Genomic DNA, 18064 nt, shown 5'->3' with positions numbered 1-18064 from the left:
GCTCGATCGTCGGCAGCGGGAGATCGGCGAGCCGCGCCAGCGCCGCAGCCGTGTGCTCGAACTTGCCGCCGGCGGCGAAGTCCCGCACGGCCGCCTCGCCGAGGCCGCCGGCCCGGTCGAGCGCCTCGACCTCGGCCGTCGCGGCCGCGTAGTCGTTGGACTCGGCCGCCGTGCGGGCGGCGATCGCGTCGGTGACCCGGGCGACGATGTTGCGGATGTCGCCCGGCTGCTCGGCCCGGCTCGTCTGGAGCTGATCGCGCACCGCGTCCGAGGCCTTGGCCAGCAGACGCACGAAATGATGGCGGGGAAGGTCGGGCCGGCGGCCGACCCGCGCAGCCAGGACGTCGTCGCCGTCGGCGCGGCGCACCAGCGCGCCGTAGCCGGCGTCCGAGAACCGAGAGCCGGCGTTGTCCGCGACGCTCCGCACCACGATGTCGCTGCCGCGGACGACCAGCACGTCGGTCACGGGCTCGCTCACCTTGGGACGTTTGGTGATCGCGAGCAGATGCACCTGGCTGCCTTTGCGGGCGCAGGCGAGCAGATCGGCGTCTTCCAGGCCGTCCATATGGATGAGCATCGGGGCCGCGACGGCGGGCGCCGTGTCCAGCGCGAGGGTGCGGGCGACCTTCGGGGGCGGAACCGGAGCGGCGGCGAGCCGCCGCGCGAGCTCGCGCTTGGCGCTCTCCTCGATGTCGACGAGCAGCCGGCCGAGCACGTCGTCGAACAGGGCGATCTGATCGTCGGAATAGTGGATGGCGCCGTCGAGATAGAGATCCGTCACCCGCTGGAGCAACCGTGTCCGATCCGTCGCCGTGCCGCTCGCGAGCGTCTCGTCGAGTTCGTCGATCACACGGGTCGGCTCGGCCATGACTCGACGCGCCTCGCAGGGAACGTCCGGCCCGGACGGGCGCGGAAATGTCCTGTCGCGGACGGTCCATCGTGCACGCGACGGAGTGTTCGAACGCCCCCGGCGGGGCGGGTACACGCAACGGTAAGCGAAGCGCTTTGACTAACCGTTAACGGGGGCGACCCGTGGTGCGACAAAACACGGCAGTCGGTTCAAAAATCGGGCTGCGCGGTGCGGGACGCGCGAGCGATGCGTGGGGATCTACCGCCGCTCGTACGTTCCCGACGCATGGGAGGCATTCGGGCAGCACCAGTAAGTTGTTCGTCGGATAGTTCGACGCAGCGTGCGCGTATAAGTCCAGCCCGACTGGCGAAGAACCGTGAACCCCCACACGTCGAAACGGAAATCATGTCCAACGCCGCGCGCATTCTAAATCCCACCCTTCGTTCGAAGATCATGTCGGCCGCCGAAGCAGCCGCGCTCATTCCGCCGGGAGCCAATGTGGGGATGAGCGGCTTCACCGGCGCCGGATATCCGAAGGCCGTGCCGCTCGCGCTCGCCCAGCGCATCGAGGCTGCGCATGCCCGCGGCGAGCCGTTCCGGGTCGGCGTGTGGACCGGCGCATCGACGGCACCCGAGCTCGACGGTGCGCTCGCGAAGGTCAACGGCTGCGCGATGCGGCTGCCCTATCAGTCCGATCCGATCTGCCGCAAGCAGATCAACTCCGGCGAGATGGAATACACCGACATTCATCTCTCGCACGTCGCGCAGTACGCCTGGTTCGGCTTTCTCGGCAAGCTCGACGTGGCCGTGGTGGAAGTCGCCGCCGTGCTCGAGGACGGGCGGCTGGTTCCGGCGAACTCGATCGGCAACAACAAGACCTGGCTCGACCAGGCCGACAAGATCATCCTCGAGGTGAACTCCTGGGTTAATCTCGGCCTCGACGGGATGCACGACATTTATTACGGCACTCGTCGCCCGCCGGATCGTCGTCCGGTCCCGATCAACAATCCGGGTGATCGCATCGGCGACCGCTATTACAACGTCGACCTCAGCAAGGTCGTCGGGGTGATCGAGACCAACAGCGCCGACCGCAACACGCCGTTCACGCCGGCCGACGTGAACTCCAAGCGGATCGCTGGCCACATCCTCGAGTTCCTCGAGCACGAGGTGAAGCGGGGCCGCCTGCCGCGCGGCATGCTGCCGCTGCAGTCGGGCGTGGGCAACGTCGCCAACGCGGTGCTCAGCGGCTTGATCGACGGTCCGTTCGAGGACCTGACCTCCTACACCGAGGTTCTGCAGGACGGCATGCTCGACCTCATCAAGGCCGGCAAGATGCGGTTCGCCTCGGCCACCGCCGTCTCGCTCAGCCCGGAGGCCGCGCTGGAGTTCAACCAGAACGCCGCCGAGTTCAAGAAGAGCGTGATCCTGCGCCCGCAGGAGATCAGCAACCATCCGGAGGTGATCCGTCGTCTCGGCATCATCGCGATGAACGGCCTGATCGAGGCGGACATCTACGGCAACGTGAATTCGACCCACATCGCCGGCACCTCGATCATGAACGGCATCGGCGGGTCGGGCGACTTCGCCCGCAACGCCTTCCTGTCGATCTTCATGACGCCGTCGACGGCGAAGAACGGCGCGATCTCCTGCATCGTCCCGATGGTCACCCACGTCGACCACACCGAGCACGACGTCCACGTGATCGTCACCGAGCAGGGCCTCGCCGACCTGCGTGGCCTGTCGCCGAAGCAGCGCGCCAAGGTCGTCATCGAGAACTGCGCGCATCCGGACTACAAGCCGGCCCTGCACGAGTACTTCAGCCGGGCGCTCGAGAGCTCGCCGGGCCGCCACACGCCCCATCTGCTGAACGAGGCGTTCAGCTTCCTTCCCGAGTGGCGGGCCAACCAGATGAAGAGCGCCGCGGAGTAACGCAGGCTCTTCGCTCCGACGGTCGTCCTCCGACCCGTGATGCCCGGCCTCGTGCCGGGCATTCGCGTTCTTGCCGGCGAGCCGGCCTCAGTCGTGCAGCGACGACAGGAACTGCTTGAGCTCCGGCGTCTGCGGGGCTCCGAAGATCGCCTCGGGTGTGCCTGATTCGTGCACCCGGCCCTGATGCATGAAGATGACGCGGTCGGCGACCTTCCGGGCGAAGCCCATCTCGTGCGTCACCATGAGGAGCGTCATGCCCTCCTCGGCGAGCGACTCCACCACCCTGAGAACCTCGCCGACCAGCTCGGGATCGAGCGCGCTGGTGATCTCGTCGCACAGCATCACGGCCGGATCCATGGCGAGTGCCCGGGCGATGGCGACGCGCTGCTGCTGGCCGCCGGAGAGCTGATCCGGCATCGCGTCGAACTTTTCCGCGAGCCCGACGCGCTCCAGGAGCTGGCGGGCGCGCGCCTCGTTCTCCTCCGCCTTGCGCTTCTTCACCAGGCGTGGCGCCAGCATCACGTTGCGGCCGACGGAGAGATGCGGGAACAGGTTGAAGCTCTGGAAGATCATGCCGACGCGCTGGCGCAGCTCGCGCATGGCCAGGGCGCTCTCGTGCAGCAGCGGCTTGCCGTCGACCACCAGCGAGCCCTGCTGGAACACCTCGAGCCCGTTGATGCAGCGGAGCAGGGTGCTCTTTCCCGAGCCGCTCTTGCCGATGACCGCGACCACTTCGCCCCGCATCACGTCGAGGTCGATGCCCTTGAGCACCTCGAGCTCGCCGAACGACTTCCGGAGCGCGGTGATGCGCACCACCGGCGCGCCGATCTCGGTATGAGGGGCGACCAGCACGGCATTCGTTGCGGACGGGTCAGCGCTGGCCGACATGGAGCTTCCTTTCCAAGACGCCGGCGTAGAGGCTGATCGGGAAGCAGATCGTGAAATAGATCAGCGCCACGCAGCCGTAGACGAGCAGCGGTTCGTAGGTGACGTTGGCGATCATGCCGCCGGCCTTGGTCAGCTCGACGAAGCCGATGACGGAGGCGAGTGCCGTGCCCTTGACGACCTGGACCAGGAAACCGACGGTCGGCGGCACGGCGATCTTCAGGGCCTGCGGCAGGACGACGTGGGAGAGCTGCTGGCCGAAGCTCAGCGCCAGGCTCGCCGAAGCCTCCCACTGGCCGCGCGGGACGGCATCGACGCAGCCGCGCCAGATCTCGGTGAGATAGGCCGAGGTGTAGAGGGTGAGCGCCAGGCAGGCCGCGACCCAGGGCGAGGTGTCGATGCCGAACAGCGCGATCCCGAAATAGAGGAGGAAGAGCTGCATCAGCAGCGGCGTGCCCTGGAACACCTGCACGTAGCCGGCGATCAGGCTTTCGGCGATGCGGTTCCGGCCGAGGCGGACGACCAGCAGGACGAGCCCGACGGCACCACCGCCGACGAAGGCGACGAGCGACAGGACGATGGTCCAACGCGCCGCGAGCAGCAGGTTGCGCAGGATGTCCCACAGGGTGAAGTCGACCATCGTGCGCCTCTCACCGGCCGAAGACGAAGCGGGGGCCGGCCCAGTAGAGCAGGCGGCGCACCAGCACGGCGAGCACCAGGTAGACCAGCGTCGCCAGGATATAGGCCTCGAAGGCGCGGAAGTTGCGGCTCTGGATGAGATTGGCCGCGTGGCTGAGCTCCTCCATCGAGATCTGCCCGCACACGGCCGAGCCGAGCATCACGATGATGATCTGGCTCACCAGGGCCGGCCAGACCCGCTTCAAGGCCGGCGGCAGCACGATGTGGGTGAACACCTGGAGCCGCGACAGAGCGAGGCTCTCCGCCGCCTCGATCTGGCCGCGCGGCGTGGAGATGATTCCGGCCCTGATGATCTCGGTCGCATAGGCGCCGAGATTGATCGTCATGGCCAGGATCGAGGCGGTGAGCGGGGTGAGCTTGATTCCGGCCGCCGGGAGGCCGAAGAACACGAAGAAGAGCTGCACGATGAACGGCGTGTTGCGGATCAGCTCGACATAGACGCCGGCCGCGGCGCGCAGCGGCCACGGCCCGTTGGCCCGGGTCCAGGCGCAAGCGATGCCGATCGCCGAGCCGAGCAGGGTGGCGACGGCGGTCAGCCCCAGGGTCCACGCCGCGCCTTCCAGCAGGAGCGGCCACTGGATCAGGACGGGCCAGAAATCGAGGGCGACGCGCATGAACCGGATCCGGATGGCGGAGAGTGCACGGGGTCAGGCCGGCCGCGCGACGCCCCGGCCGGGACGCCGGGGCGGGCGATACGAGACCGTCCGGCTCACAGCGGCAGGTCGCCCATTCCGCGCTTGAGCCACTTCTGCGACAGCTTTTCGATCGTGCCGTCCGCCTTGGCGGCCAGGATGATCTCGTTGACCTTGGCGCGGAGCGCGTCCTCGCCCTTGCCGATGCCGACGAAGCACGGACTGTCGCGCAGCAGGAGCTTGTATTCGACGCCGAGGCTCGGGTTCTTCTGGCTCAGGATGCCGATGTTGGAGACGCTGGTGGCGATCACCTGGGTCTGGCCGGCCGCGAAGGCGGCCGTGGTGGCGGCCTGGTCCTCGAACCGCTTCACGATCGTCGTGGGGGGCGCCATCGTGGCCAACATCTCGTCCTCCATGGCGCCGCGGGCGACCGCCACCGTCTTGCCGGCGAGATCGTCGAACGTTTTGATCTCGGTCGTCTTGAGGGCGAAGACGCCCTGGTAGAATGGCGCGTAGGCGTGGCTGAAGTCGATGATCTTGGCCCGCTCCTCGTTGCGCCCGAGGGTCGCGACGATCAGGTCGATCTTCTTGGTCTGCAGGTAGGGGATGCGGTTGGCGCTCACGACGGGCACGAACTCCGCCTTCACGCCGAGCTTGGTGGCGATCAGGTTCGCGATGTCGATGTCGAGGCCGATCGGCTTCAGGTCGGGCCCGACGAAGCCGTAGGGCGGATAGTCGGTCGGAACGCCGATCTTGACGGTCTTGGATTTCATGACGTCGTCGAGCGCGGTCTGCGCCTGAGCGGTTCCGAACGCGATGGACGACAGGGACAGGCCGAGGAGGGCGAGGACAAATCGTTTCGACAACATGGCGAGGAGGGTCCTTGGATGGAGAGAGGGGCGGGCCTGAAGGCGCGCCGGGGTCAGGCGAACAGGAAAGCAATACCTGGGCCACCTCGCGGGAAAGTAGCCGTTCCCCCGGACGTGCAGCGGCGCTGCATCGGCCCGGTCACTCGGGGGCGGGTCGCGGGTCGGTTCTGAACCGTCCCGCGGACTCCGGCGTGGGGCGCGGAAGCGGCACGGGCGCGGGCGCGCCAGCGCGGTGGTGCCGAACCTCCGTTTTGCGGCCGGTGGACCAGTACCGAGTGGAGGCCGGAAGATCATTTTGGGGGTCGGAAAAAATAATTTCATATCAAGCGGTTGGAGCGAAATTCAAAACTCCGGAGCCCGGCCGCGCTTAAGTCCAAATTATCTAAGAATCCACGGCGTTCTGTACTGTTAAGGCGGAAGCAATGGCAGGAGAAAAAGATGGACCCGTCGCGTTAAGAGACCCCAAACTAATCCGATGACGCTGCCGATCCTCCAATTGCCCAAGCTGATAGCCGAGCGGCGTAGCTCGGCCATCTTTGGTTTGGTCATTATCGCCATGCTGTGGATCGGCGTTGCCTGGAAGTATTACGAGGGTGTTCGCTCCGATGAACGTGAAGCGGAGCGCAACAATCAGAATTTCGCGATGGTGTTCGAGGAAAATGTGCTGCGCTCGATCGGCGAGATCGACAAGGCGCTGCTCTACCTCCGGCGCAGCATCGAGACGCGCAAGGACTCGACGGACTTACACACCATCGTCGCGACCACGGACGTCCTCAGCGAAATCATCGTCCAGGTGGCGATCATCGACGCGAACGGGATCATGCGCGCGTCGAACGCCGGTCCGCAGCCGGCGCCGCCGACCGATCTCAGCGATCGCGAGCACTACCGCGTCCACGTCGACAACCCCGACGACGTCCTGTTCATCTCGAAGCCGCTGGTCGGCCGCATCAGCGGCAAGTGGTCGGTGCAGTTCACCCGACGCTTCCTCAACACCGACGGCACCTTCGCGGGCGTCGTGGTCGCGTCCCTCGATCCGGCCCACCTGACCCAGTTCTACGACAAGATCGACCTCGGCCCGTCGGCCTCGATCTCGCTGATCGGCAGCGACGGGTTCGTGCGCTCCAGCGGCGGCCGGGCCGGGGGCCTCGGGCTCGGCACCGATCTGCGGTCGACGCCGCTCCACGACTACATCCGGGCCGGCACCAACGCGACCGTCGACCTCGACGAGTCGGGGGGCGACGAAAGCCGGCTCGTCACCATCCGGAAGGTGAGGGGGCATCCGCTCTGGGTCGGCGTCAGCGTCGACAAGGCGGGCATCTACAAGAACTCGATGTCGACCCTCGAGCTGCACGTCACGGTCGGCCTCGCGCTCACCATCCTGATCCTCGCCGCCGTCAATCGGATCCTGCGATCCGAAGCGCGGGCCGTGCAGAAGAGCGAGCAGCTCACGCTGACGCTCGAGCACATGAGCCAGGGCATCATGCTGGTCACCAAGGATCACGAGATCCCGGTGATCAATCGACGTTGTGCCGAGTTGCTGGATCTCCCGCCGGAGCTGGCGGAACATCCGCCGAAGCTGGACCAGCTCGCCGAGCGGACGACCCGGCACGGCAAGCTGCGCGACATCGTCATGCCGGGCCCACGCGGCGCGGTCGAGGCGGCGCAGGCCGGGGGACAGCGTCGGGTGACGGTGTGCGAGCGAATCCTGCCCGACGGCACCGTGCTGGAGGTGCGCACCGCCTATCTGCCGGACGGCAGCTTCGTGCACACGCTCACCGACATCACCCAGCGCTGGCAGGCCGAGGCGCGGGTCGCGAAGCTCGCGGCCGAGGATCCGCTCACCGGCTTGCCGAACCGGCGGGTGTTCCACTCCGCGCTGGAGCAGGTCGGCCGACGGGAAGCGGCCGACGACGCTGCGCAGGCGCGCCAATACGCCCTGCTGTTCCTCGACATCGACCGCTTCAAGGTGATCAACGACACGCTCGGCCACCGCATCGGCGACCGTCTGCTGCAGGAGTCGGCTCGCCGTCTGCGCGCCGCCATCCGCGACACCGACGTGCTCGCTCGTCTCGGTGGCGACGAGTTCGCCATCGTCGTGTCGCCGGTCGAATCCCGCGATGCCCTCGAGGCGATGGCCGACCGCCTGGTCGACACCATCGCGCAGCCCTGCGACATCGAAGGCCACCACATCTGCTCCAGTGTCAGCATCGGCATCGCGGTCGGGCCGCAGGACGGTCGCGATGCGGACGACCTGCTGATGGCGGCGGACCTGGCGCTCTACGCCGTGAAGGCGGAGTGCCGCGGCACCCACAAGTTCTTCCACCCCTCCATGAACAAGGAGGTCAACGACCGGCGGCATGTCGAGATGGATCTGCGCGAAGCCATCGCGCGCGATCGCCTCGAGCTGCACTATCAGCCGATCGTCGACCTGCGCACCCAGTCCATCACGGGCTTCGAGGCGCTGACCCGCTGGCGGCATCCCGAGAACGGGATGGTGCCGCCCAACGTCTTCATTCCGGTGGCCGAGGACTCCGGACTGATCCTGCCTCTCGGCGAGTGGGCGCTCGCCGAGGCGTGCCGCCAGGCGGCGCGCTGGCCCCAGGATCTCAAGATCGCCGTCAACCTGTCGCCCGTCCAGCTCTCGGCGCCGAATCTCGTCGACATGATCGAGCGGACCCTCGCCTCGACCGGCCTCACGCCCGCCCGGCTCGAGCTCGAGATCACCGAGCGGGTGTTCCTCGACGACAGCGAGAAGACCCTGCGCATCCTGCGTCGCCTGAAGCAGGTCGGCGTCTGCATCGCCATGGACGACTTCGGCACCGGCTATTCGTCGCTCAGCTACCTGCGCAGCTTCCCGTTCGACAAGATCAAGGTCGACCGCGCCTTCGTGCTGGATCTCGACGACGGTTCCGAGCATGTCGCGATCGTCCAGGCCGTGGTGCACATGGCCCGCGCGCTCGGCATGCGAACGACCGCCGAGGGGGTCGAGACCCCGCGCCAGCAGGAGCTGCTGGCGGCGCTCGGCTGCGACGAGGCGCAAGGTTATCTGTTCAGCCGCGCCGTTCCGATCGGCGAGGTCGTCGAGCTCATCGCGAGCTGGCCCAAGCGGCGTATCGTCGCCGCCTGACCCGTCTGCCCCGGCGCCGCGCCGGGTGCGGAGCCATGCCCTTCTCAGCCCGCCGTTCTGCCCATCACGGCCTTCGGGCGCGACGGCGCGACCGCAGGCGCTGCGACGGTCGGCAGCACGGCCGCGCAGGTCGGCTCTGGAGCCTTCGCGGGCGGAGCCGCTGCCGTCGGCGTGGCCTGCGTCTCCTTGGCCCGCCGCAGACGGCCCTCGTGCCAGAGCAGGAACAGGCCGGAGGCGATGACGATGGCCGAGCCGGCGAGCAGCGCGACGGTCGGCTGGTCGCCCCACACGAAGAAGCCGATCACGATCGCCCAGACCAGCGTCATGTAGTAGAACGGCGACACCGCGGTGGTGGGGGCGAGATGGAGCGCCTTGGTCCAGCAATACTGCTGCACGGCGTTGCACACGCCGGTGCCGACCAGCATCAGCGCGTCGATCCCGGTCGGCATGCGGAAGCCGAACAGCAGCAGGAACGAGTGGAAGAACGACATCGTCAGCATCTGCCACATCAGCAGCGTGTTGGCCGATTCGGTCTTGGTCATGCCGCGCACCGCGACCGTGACGCTGCCGTACATCACGGCGTTGCCGAGCGCGAACAATGCGCCGAGCTGAAGCGAATCCGCGCCCGGCTCGGTGACGATCAGGACACCGGCGAAGCCGAGCAGGAGGGCGCCCCAGCGCGCCCAGCCGGCCCGCTCGCCGAGCCACAGCACCGAGATCAGGGCCGCGAACAGCGGCGCCGAGAAGCCGATGGCGATGGCGCCGGCGATCGGCATCATGCTCACCGCGAGCACGGTCAGGGTCTGCGAGATCGCCTGCGAGAAGCCCCGGGCGATATGCTGGCCGGGCTTCTTGGTGGCGAACACCGAGACGCCCGTGAACGGCAGCACGAACAGCGAGCAGACCAGCAGCGAGGAGATCGAGCGGAACGCCATCACCTCGCCGACCGGATACAGTGAGACCTGCCATTTCGCGAACGCGCTCGACAGGGCGAACATGACGGTCGCGCCGATCATGAACAGGATGCCGAGCGGAATGTTCTCGATCCGGGTCGATGCGGACGAGGCGGCCGGGGCTGGCGCGATCTGCGACGGCGCGGTCGACGGAGCGGATCCGGTCATGGCGTTGTTCTCCGTGCGGGGCGAGGCCGCGGACACGCCCCGCGGTCGGCGCGTGCCGACGCGGGGCCGTCGTCGTACCCGCCCGCGATGACGCGTTCGCGTCAGTCCGGTAGCTCTTCTGTCGCGCGGCAGCGGCAGCTCGTCGGTTCGCACATCTCCTGATCGGAGGGCAGGAACCACGGCTTCACGCTGAACCCCCGCCGCAGCGAGTACATGTAGAAGACCGGCATCCGGGCCGGGAACAGGCAACGCAGCTTGCTGCCGTTGAACGTCACGAAGACGGCGCCCGGAAACGCGATCTCGACGGAGCGCTTTTCCACCATGTTCATCCGGAAATAGGCGCGCGCGCCGTCGGCGGCGGTGCCTTCGCCCCGGTACCACTTGCTGGCACTCGCCGCGAGGCTGTCCAGCACCTCGTTCGGGGGCGCCGCCGTGTCGGCCGTCGCGACCGCCGCTTCCCCTGCCTCGGCGACGAGTCCCGACAGACGGCAGGTGTCGAATCCGCGCCGTTCGGCCTCCTCGGCGATGAAGCCGAAATAGGAGTCGATGCTCTCCTCGGGATGGCCGTTGTGACGCGCATGCGTGTCGGTGAGGATCAGCGTCACGGCGGCGCCCGCCGCATGCGTCTCGCGCACGCGAGCGACCATGCTGCCGATGAAGTCGAGGCACTCGACGTCCTCGGGTCCGATCCGGCAGCGCGGGCCTTTGCCCCAGTACATGACGAAGCGGAGCGGCTCGGCGTGCGCCACCGCGGCGGCGACGATCTGCAGAAGCAGATGAGGATTTTCAGGCTGCTCGCGCTTGAACGCCCAGGTGTTGAAGGCGCGGAGAACCTTCTCGGCCGACTTCTCGGGTGACGGACGGCTCGGGCCGCGCTTCGGCCTCGCCGGTTCGCTCGTCATGGGAGGTCGGCCGGCCAGGGCAGGGCGCTCGTATGCGGCTGGCCCACCGCTCGTGCGGGCACGATCCGGCGGGCCGGCCACCGAGATGTCGGCGGCAGCGAAGACTGTGCAGCGGGACATATCCCTCTCCGTTTTCTTGTGATTGTTAATATTCGTTAAGACATGAATATCGTCAATTTGAATTAAACTTTCAGAAAAATGCACCGAATGTTAACCTTAACTCGCCTCGAAAGCGCCGCGTTCGACGGTATCTGAATAGGGCCAAGGCCAGATCTCGACTTTTTTCGGGCTCCGCTCCGCTCGGCTCGGCCGGCTCGACCGGCGTGCAGCCGTGTCCTCACTCACTTGGTGCGGCGGTTGCTTCGGACAGGTGGAGGCGCGCCGACGGCTCTCGGCAGCTTGGTTCGAGCGGCTCCGATCGCGGTGCTTGCAACACGGTCATCCGGCGGCACAGAGCCATGCCGGCACGCGTTTTCGGTCTGCGTTTCGGGAAAGGCTCTGCTCTTGACGATGGCCCCGCCACGGTGGTTTTGTAACCAGACAGTTACTTACCCGACCGGCCGCTCCCACTGCTCCAGCCCGACCGTATCGTCGTCCGGTTCATGATCACGACGCGTGCAAGTGGCCACCGCATTCTCGGCACGGTCCGCCTGGCGGACGCACGCCGGGCGGGGTGGCGCGACAGACAGGCCGCGTCCAGTGTCACCGGAGGCGGCTTCATCCCTCGGCGTCCGGTCGGTCCGTCGTCACCGCTTCTAGGAGACTGAAAGATGGCACACGATCGTATGACGGTCCTCGCGGCCATGATGGATCAGGGGGTGATCCCCGTGTTCTATCATCCGGACGTCGAGGTCTGTAAGAACGTCATCCAGGCCTGCGCCGACGGCGGCGCCAAGTGCATCGAGTTCACCAATCGCGGCGACTTCGCCTCGCAGGTCTTTCTCGACGTGGCGCGCCATTTCGCCCAGGTCGATAAGAGCGTGATCATGGGCGTCGGCTCGGTCGTCGACGCGCCGACGGCGGGCATCTACATCGCCAACGGCGCCAAGTTCGTGGTCGGGCCGCTGCTCAATCCCGATGTCGCCAAGGTCTGCAACCGGCGGAAGATCCCCTACAGCCCGGGCTGCGGGACGATGTCGGAGATCGGCTTCGCCGAGGAGCTCGGCTGCGAGATCGTCAAGATCTTCCCCGGCGGTCTCGTGGGTGGCCCGGAGTTCGTGAAGTCGGTGATGGCGCCGTGCCCGTGGACCCGCATCATGCCGACCGGCGGCGTCGACGCGAGCGAGGAGTCCCTGCGAAAGTGGTTCGGCGCCGGCGTCGTCTGCGTCGGCATCGGCTCCAACCTCGTCACCAAGACCCTGCTCGACGCCAAGGACTACAAGGGCATCGAGACCAAGGTGCGCGACACCATCGCGCTGATCCGATCCATCCGGGGCAAGTGAACAACCGGGACCGATGACATGACCGACATCCTGAAGATCCGCCCGGCGAGCGAGACGAAGTGGGACTGCGCCTCGTTCGGTGAGGTGATGCTGCGCTTCGATCCGGGCTTCGGCCGGGTGCGCAACGCGCGCAGCTTCCAGGTGTGGGAGGGCGGCGGCGAGTACAACGTCGCCCGCGCCATGCGCAAGTGCTGGGGCAAGCGCTCGACCGTGGTCACGGCGCTGCCGCAGAACGACCTCGGCTGGCTGGTCGAGGACTTCATCATGCAGGGCGGGGTCGACACCGGCCACATCGTCTGGCGCGACTTCGACGGGATCGGTCGCAACACCCGCGTCGGCCTCAACTTCACCGAGAAGGGATTCGGCGTCCGCGCCGCGCTCGGCTGCTCCGACCGCGGTCATTCCGCCGCCTCGCAGATCCGTCCCGGCGAGATCAATTGGGAGAAGCTCTTCGGCGAGGAGGGCGTGCGCTGGTTCCACACCGGCGGGATTTTCGCCGCGCTCGCGCCGAACACCTCGGAAGCCGTGATCGAGGCGGTCGAGATCGCGCGGAAATACGGCACGATCGTCTCCTACGACCTCAACTACCGCGCCTCGCTGTGGAAGAGCCAGGGCGGCAAGGAGGGGGCACAGAAGATCAACCGCGCGATCGCCAAGTATGTCGACGTGATGCTCGGCAACGAGGAGGACTTCACCGCCTGCCTCGGCTTCGAGGTGGAGGGGCTCGACGAGCACATCTCGGCGATCGATCCGGTCAACTTCAAGAAGATGATCGAGACGGCGGTCAAGCAGTTCCCCAACTTCAAGGTGGCGGCGACGACCCTGCGCAACGCCAAGACGGCGACCTTCAACGACTGGGGGGCGATCATCTGGGCCGGCGGCCGGTTCTACGAGGCGCCGATGCGCGAAAACCTGGAGATCTACGACCGGGTCGGCGGCGGCGACGGTTTCGCCTCCGGCCTCGCCTACGGCTTCCTCGAGGGCAAGGGCCCGCAGGCCGCGGTCGAGTACGGCGCCGCCCACGGCGCGCTCGCGATGACCACCCCGGGCGACACCTCGATGGTCAACGTCAAGGAGGTCGAGGCGATCATGAAGGGCAAGGGCGCCCGGGTGATCCGCTGACGCCGCGGCGGGGCGCGCTCGCGCGACCTCGCAGGGGCCTCCCCACGGTCATGGCCGGGCTTGTCCCGGCCATCCACGTCTGCTCGTGTTGCATGGGCCGAAGACGTGGATGGCCGGCACGAGGCCGACCATGACGAGTCACAAGTACAGGCCAAGAGGGCGAACGCACATGAAGATCGACCTTGCTCTGTCGCCGAACGACCTTCTGCCGGCGATCCGCCGCATGTGGGACCTGTCGGCCGTCAAGATCATGTCCATCGACCGCAGCATGGACCGCTCCGCCGGTGCGCCGGTGCACACCGTGGCGGGCGAGTACAAGCCGCGCGGCTGGACCGACTGGACGCAAGGCTTCGAGTTCGGCAGCGCCATCCTGCAGTTCGATGCGACCGGCGACGAGAGCTTCCTGGCGCTCGGCCTCGACCGCACCTGCTCGGACATGCCCGTCCACGTGACGCATTTCGGGGTGCACGATCACGGCTTCAACCAGGTCTCGACCTACGGCAACCTGCGCCGCCTGGTCGACGAGGGGCGCATCCCCGAGGACCCGTGGCAGCTCGAATATTTCGATCTGGCGCTCAAATGCTCCGGCGCCGTGCAGGCGAACCGCTGGACCGAGCTGGGCGACGGCTACGGCTACATCCAGTCGTTCAACGGGCCGCACTCGTTGTTCATCGACACCATGCGCACGCTGCGCGTGCTGGCGCTCGCCCATCAGCTCGGCCACGTGATGAAGGGCGAGGGCGACCAGGTCATCCCGCTGCTCGGCCGGCTGATCGCCCATGCCCGCACCACGGCGCAATACGGCGTGTTCTACGGCGAGGGCCGCGACATCTACGACGTGCGCGGCCGCACCGCCCACGAGGCGATCTTCAACACCGCGAGCCGCGCGTTCCGCTGCGTCGGCACCCAGCAGGGCTATTCGGGCTTCTCCACCTGGATGCGCGGCCTCTCCTGGGCGATCACGGGCTATGCCGAGCTGCTGGAATTCATGGAGACGGTCGAGGAGGAGGAGGTCGAGGCGTTCGGCGGCAAGTCCGAGGTGATCGCCATGATGGAGACGGCGGCGGCCGCGACCTGCGACTTCTACATCGCCTACACGGCGACCGACGGCATCCCCTACTGGGACACGGGCGCGCCCGGCCTCGGCCTGCTCGGCGACATCTACGACAAGGAGTCCGAGCCCGAGAACGACATCGAGCCGGTCGACTCCTCGGCCGCCGCCATCGCGGCGCAGGGGCTGCTGCGCTTCGGCGCCTGGCGCGAGGCCACCGGCCGCAACGATGCGGCGCGCTATCGCCAGGCCGGCCTCACGGTGCTGCGCACGCTGTTGTCCGACCGCTATCTCAGCGTCGATCCGAACCACCAGGGCCTGGTGCTGCACAGCCAGTATCACCGCCCCAACGGCTGGGACTACGTGCCGCCCGGCCGCAGCAATCCGTGCGGCGAGGCGACCATGTGGGGCGACTATCACATGCGCGAGCTCGCCCTCTACGTTCAGCGCCTCGCCGAGAACGGGCCGTATCTGACGTTCTTCGGGTGATGGTCGGATGAACTAACTCCCCCCTCACCCTGAGGAGCCCGCGCAGCGGGCGTCTCGAAGGGTGGGGGCGGCCCATGGTTCGAGACGCGCTCTGCGAGCGCTCCTCACCACGAGGCCGAGGGAGTCGGAGCAAGAACGCCGGTCGACGGCGAGGAGATACGTCATGAATCGAAAGAGCGGGCGGCGCGTCGCGCTGGTCACGGGCGGACGCCGCGGCATCGGGCTCGCCGTCGCCGAGGGATTGGCACGCGACGGCTACGACGTCGCCATCACGGGGACGCGGGACGACGAGGTGGCGCAGGCCGCCGTGAAGAGTCTCGAGGCGCACGGCGTCTCGGCCGCCTACGTCGCCGGCAACGTGCAGGACGTTCCCGACCACGCGCGCGTGCTCGACGCGGTCGAGGCTGTGCTCGGTCCGATCGACGTGTTCGTCTCCAACGCCGGCGTGGCCCCGCCGCAGCGGCTCGACGTGCTCGCCACCACGGTCGACAACTTCGACTACGTGATGGGCGTCAACCTGCGCGGCGCCTTCTTCCTCGCCCAGGCGGTGGCCAACCGCATGCTGGCGAAGCCCAGCGAGACGCCCCGTGCACTGATCGTCGTCTCGTCCTGCTCGGCCGAGATGGTGTCCAACAATCGGCTGGAATACTGCATCTCCAAGGCCGGTCTCGCCATGGTGGTCGAGGGGCTGTCCGCCCGCCTCGCGGGCGACGGCATCGCCGTGTTCGAGGTCCGGCCCGGCATCATCAAGACCGACATGACGGCTGGAGTGGTGTCTAAGTACGACGCACTGATCGACCAGGGTCTGGTGCCGGCGAAGCGTTGGGGAAAGCCCGAGGACATCGCGGCCGCCGTGACGGCGCTGGCGAACCCGGCCGTCGTCTTCTCGACCGGCACTGTCGTCAACGTCGACGGTGGCCTCACCATCACCCGACTTTAGCGTCCAGCAGGTTCAGGCGGCTCTGCCGGCGAGATCTACGCCCCCGGACGTGTTCTGTGAGGCGGAACTGCCACACCACCCGTCGATTTTGACAAATCAGCTACGTATCTTCATCGAACGTAAACGTCCGGACTGCCGCCCGCTGCCGACTCACATTATCAGACCCCGATCCACGACCGGGCCGGGGCCGCCTTCCCATGACGTTGACCGTGATCGAGACGCTGCAGAAGGCTCGCGACCGCATGCAGGCCGGCACCCATTCGGGCGTCTTCGACGCCGTCCGTTCGCTGGCCGGCGAGGCGAGCAGCCTCACCCGCGACTGCGCCTATTTCGCGCTTCTCGACACGGCGGCGGCCAAGCACGGGGCCGGCTCGTTGATCACGCTCAAGCGCGCGGACGGCGCCGCCCTGGCGCTGTTCGACGCCACCATCGCGCGCCTCCTCTCCGAGATGCACTGACGCCCCGAGCGCCGACGACGGCGCTGTCGGTCGTTCAGCTCAGCTCGCGTCTTCCACGAACACCTTTTCGCGGCCTGCCCGGATCGCCGGGAGCAGCAGGATCAGGATCACGACGGCGGTCAGCGCCAGGAACACGGCGCTGATCGGGCGGGTGACGAACACGCTCGGGCTGCCGTGCGAGATCAGCAGCGCACGGCGCAGGTTCTCCTCGATCAGCGGCCCCAGGATGAAGCCGAGCAGAAGCGGTGCCGGCTCGCATTCCAGACGCGTGAGAACGTAGCCGACGAGGCCGAAGACGCTCGCCACGATGACGTCCAGCGCGTCGTTCCGGATCGAGTAGACGCCGATGCAGCAGATCAGCAGGATCGATGGATAGAGCAGACGGTAGGGCACCGTCAGCAGCTTCGCCCAGAAGCCGACCAGCGGCAGGTTGAGAACGACGAGCAGCAGGTTGCCGATCCACATGCTGGCGACCAGGCCCCAGAACAGCTCCGGCTTCTCGGCGATCAGCTGCGGGCCGGCGTAGAGGCCGTGCATCATCAGCGCGCCGACCATCAGGGCCATCACGGGGCTCGCGGGCAGGCCCAGCGTGAGCAGCGGAATGAAGGCCGTCTGCGAGGCCGAATTGTTGGCCGCCTCGGGCGAGGCGACGCCCTCGATGGCGCCGCGGCCGAAGCGATCCGGATCTGCGGCGATGCGCTTCTCCAGCGCATAGGCCGAGAACGAGGCGAGCACCGGCCCGCCACCCGGCAGGATGCCGAGTGCGGCACCCAGGAAGGTGCCGCGCAGCGCCGGCTTCACGATGTCCTTGAGGTCGTGCGGTGACGGCCACAGGCCCTTGTAGTCCTTCACGTACTCGCGGGCCTCGGCGCCCCGGCCGAGATTCGAGATGGTCTCGCCGATGCCGAAGATGCCCATGGCGATGACGGCGAAGTCGATGCCGTCGCCGAACTGCGGCACCCCGAAGGTGAAGCGCGGCAGGCTGGAATTGACGTCGATGCCCATGGTGCCGAGCAGGATGCCGACCAGGATCATGCCGATCGCCTTGACGACCGAGCCGTGCGCCAGGATGACGGCCGCGACCAGGCCGAACACCATCAGCGAGAAGTAGTCGGCGGGGCCGAAGTCGAGCGCGAACTCGGCGAGCGCGGGCGCCGCGAAGGCGATGATGAAGGTGGCGATCGTGCCGGCCATGAAGGAGGACAAGGCGGCGGTGGCGAGCGCGAGGCCGGCCTTGCCTTGGCGCGCCATCTGATAGCCGTCGAGCGTCGTCACCACAGAAGACGATTCGCCCGGCAGGTTGACCAGGATCGCGGTGGTCGAGCCGCCATAGGCGGCGCCGTAATAGATGCCGGCCAGCATGATGATGGCGGACTGCGGCTGCAGCGTGAAGGTGACGGGCAGCAGGATCGAGATGGTCGCCACCGGGCCGAGGCCCGGCAGCACGCCGATCGCGGTGCCGAGCAGCACGCCCAGGAAGGCGTACATCAGGTTGATCGGCTCCAGCGCGACCGTGAAGCCGAGGCCGAGATTGCTCAGAACGTCCAT

The 18064-nt window shown here is 67.5% G+C and carries 15 protein-coding genes; 7 read left to right on the top strand and 8 right to left on the bottom strand.

What is annotated here, in order from left to right:
- A partial coding sequence (locus CH341_RS02205) for a DUF2336 domain-containing protein (RefSeq protein ID WP_111417396.1) occupies window positions 1–868 on the bottom strand: 868 nt, incomplete at its 3' end.
- A gap of 387 nt (window positions 869–1255) precedes the next feature.
- On the opposite strand from CH341_RS02205, the gene scpC reads away from it, so the two are divergent.
- Complete coding sequence (scpC, locus tag CH341_RS02200; protein WP_111417395.1) at window positions 1256–2779, top strand: succinyl-CoA:acetate CoA-transferase ScpC; 1524 nt, start codon at window positions 1256–1258, stop codon at window positions 2777–2779.
- Window positions 2780–2866: 87 nt separating this feature from the next.
- Here the strand turns inward: scpC and CH341_RS02195 are convergent, their stop codons facing one another.
- From CH341_RS02195 to CH341_RS02180, 4 genes are all read right to left on the bottom strand, one after another.
- The gene (locus CH341_RS02195) at window positions 2867–3667 is read right to left on the bottom strand and encodes an amino acid ABC transporter ATP-binding protein (RefSeq protein ID WP_111417394.1); all 801 of its coding nucleotides are present in this window, start codon (window positions 3665–3667) and stop codon (window positions 2867–2869) included.
- On the bottom strand, window positions 3651–4304 hold the full coding sequence (locus CH341_RS02190) for an amino acid ABC transporter permease (protein ID WP_111417393.1): 654 nt from the start codon (window positions 4302–4304) through the stop codon (window positions 3651–3653). Before CH341_RS02190 ends, CH341_RS02195 begins: the two co-directional genes overlap by 17 nt.
- 10 nt (window positions 4305–4314) lie before the next feature.
- Window positions 4315–4977, bottom strand: coding sequence for an amino acid ABC transporter permease (locus tag CH341_RS02185; protein ID WP_111417392.1), 663 nt, complete (start codon window positions 4975–4977; stop codon window positions 4315–4317).
- A 95-nt stretch (window positions 4978–5072) separates the two neighbouring features.
- Window positions 5073–5864 (bottom strand): transporter substrate-binding domain-containing protein, encoded by a 792-nt coding sequence (locus CH341_RS02180; RefSeq protein ID WP_111417391.1) that lies wholly within the window; start codon window positions 5862–5864, stop codon window positions 5073–5075.
- A 556-nt stretch (window positions 5865–6420) separates the two neighbouring features.
- Between CH341_RS02180 and CH341_RS02175 the strand changes: the two genes are divergently transcribed.
- Window positions 6421–8991, top strand: coding sequence for a bifunctional diguanylate cyclase/phosphodiesterase (locus tag CH341_RS02175; protein ID WP_245430827.1), 2571 nt, complete (start codon window positions 6421–6423; stop codon window positions 8989–8991).
- Between the two features lie 44 nt (window positions 8992–9035).
- On the opposite strand, the gene CH341_RS02170 is transcribed toward CH341_RS02175, so the two are convergent.
- Both CH341_RS02170 and CH341_RS02165 read right to left on the bottom strand, forming a co-directional pair.
- Complete coding sequence (locus tag CH341_RS02170) at window positions 9036–10112, bottom strand: DMT family transporter (protein WP_111417398.1); 1077 nt, start codon at window positions 10110–10112, stop codon at window positions 9036–9038.
- A gap of 101 nt (window positions 10113–10213) precedes the next feature.
- Window positions 10214–11218 (bottom strand): hypothetical protein, encoded by a 1005-nt coding sequence (locus tag CH341_RS02165; RefSeq protein WP_146604345.1) that lies wholly within the window; start codon window positions 11216–11218, stop codon window positions 10214–10216.
- 566 nt (window positions 11219–11784) lie between these two features.
- Between CH341_RS02165 and CH341_RS02160 the strand changes: the two genes are divergently transcribed.
- From CH341_RS02160 to CH341_RS02140, 5 genes are all read left to right on the top strand, one after another.
- Entirely contained in the window at window positions 11785–12456 is a 672-nt protein-coding gene (locus tag CH341_RS02160; RefSeq protein ID WP_111417388.1) for a bifunctional 4-hydroxy-2-oxoglutarate aldolase/2-dehydro-3-deoxy-phosphogluconate aldolase, read from the top strand.
- Window positions 12457–12474: 18 nt separating this feature from the next.
- A complete protein-coding gene (locus CH341_RS02155; RefSeq protein WP_111417387.1) occupies window positions 12475–13578 on the top strand; it encodes a sugar kinase in 1104 nt (367 codons plus the stop codon).
- Window positions 13579–13747: 169 nt separating this feature from the next.
- Window positions 13748–15118, top strand: coding sequence for a glycosyl hydrolase (locus CH341_RS02150; protein ID WP_111417386.1), 1371 nt, complete (start codon window positions 13748–13750; stop codon window positions 15116–15118).
- A 163-nt stretch (window positions 15119–15281) separates the two neighbouring features.
- Complete coding sequence (locus CH341_RS02145) at window positions 15282–16058, top strand: 3-ketoacyl-ACP reductase (protein ID WP_111417385.1); 777 nt, start codon at window positions 15282–15284, stop codon at window positions 16056–16058.
- Between the two features lie 197 nt (window positions 16059–16255).
- On the top strand, window positions 16256–16516 hold the full coding sequence (locus CH341_RS02140) for a hypothetical protein (protein WP_111417384.1): 261 nt from the start codon (window positions 16256–16258) through the stop codon (window positions 16514–16516).
- Between the two features lie 39 nt (window positions 16517–16555).
- Here the strand turns inward: CH341_RS02140 and CH341_RS02135 are convergent, their stop codons facing one another.
- A complete protein-coding gene (locus tag CH341_RS02135) occupies window positions 16556–18064 on the bottom strand; it encodes a tripartite tricarboxylate transporter permease (protein WP_111417383.1) in 1509 nt (502 codons plus the stop codon).

It is taken from the genome of Rhodoplanes roseus (assembly GCF_003258865.1).
Classification (GTDB): domain Bacteria; phylum Pseudomonadota; class Alphaproteobacteria; order Rhizobiales; family Xanthobacteraceae; genus Rhodoplanes; species Rhodoplanes roseus.
Note: the sequence above shows the minus strand (reverse complement) of the source record. Positions and strands in the feature narration are given on the sequence as shown.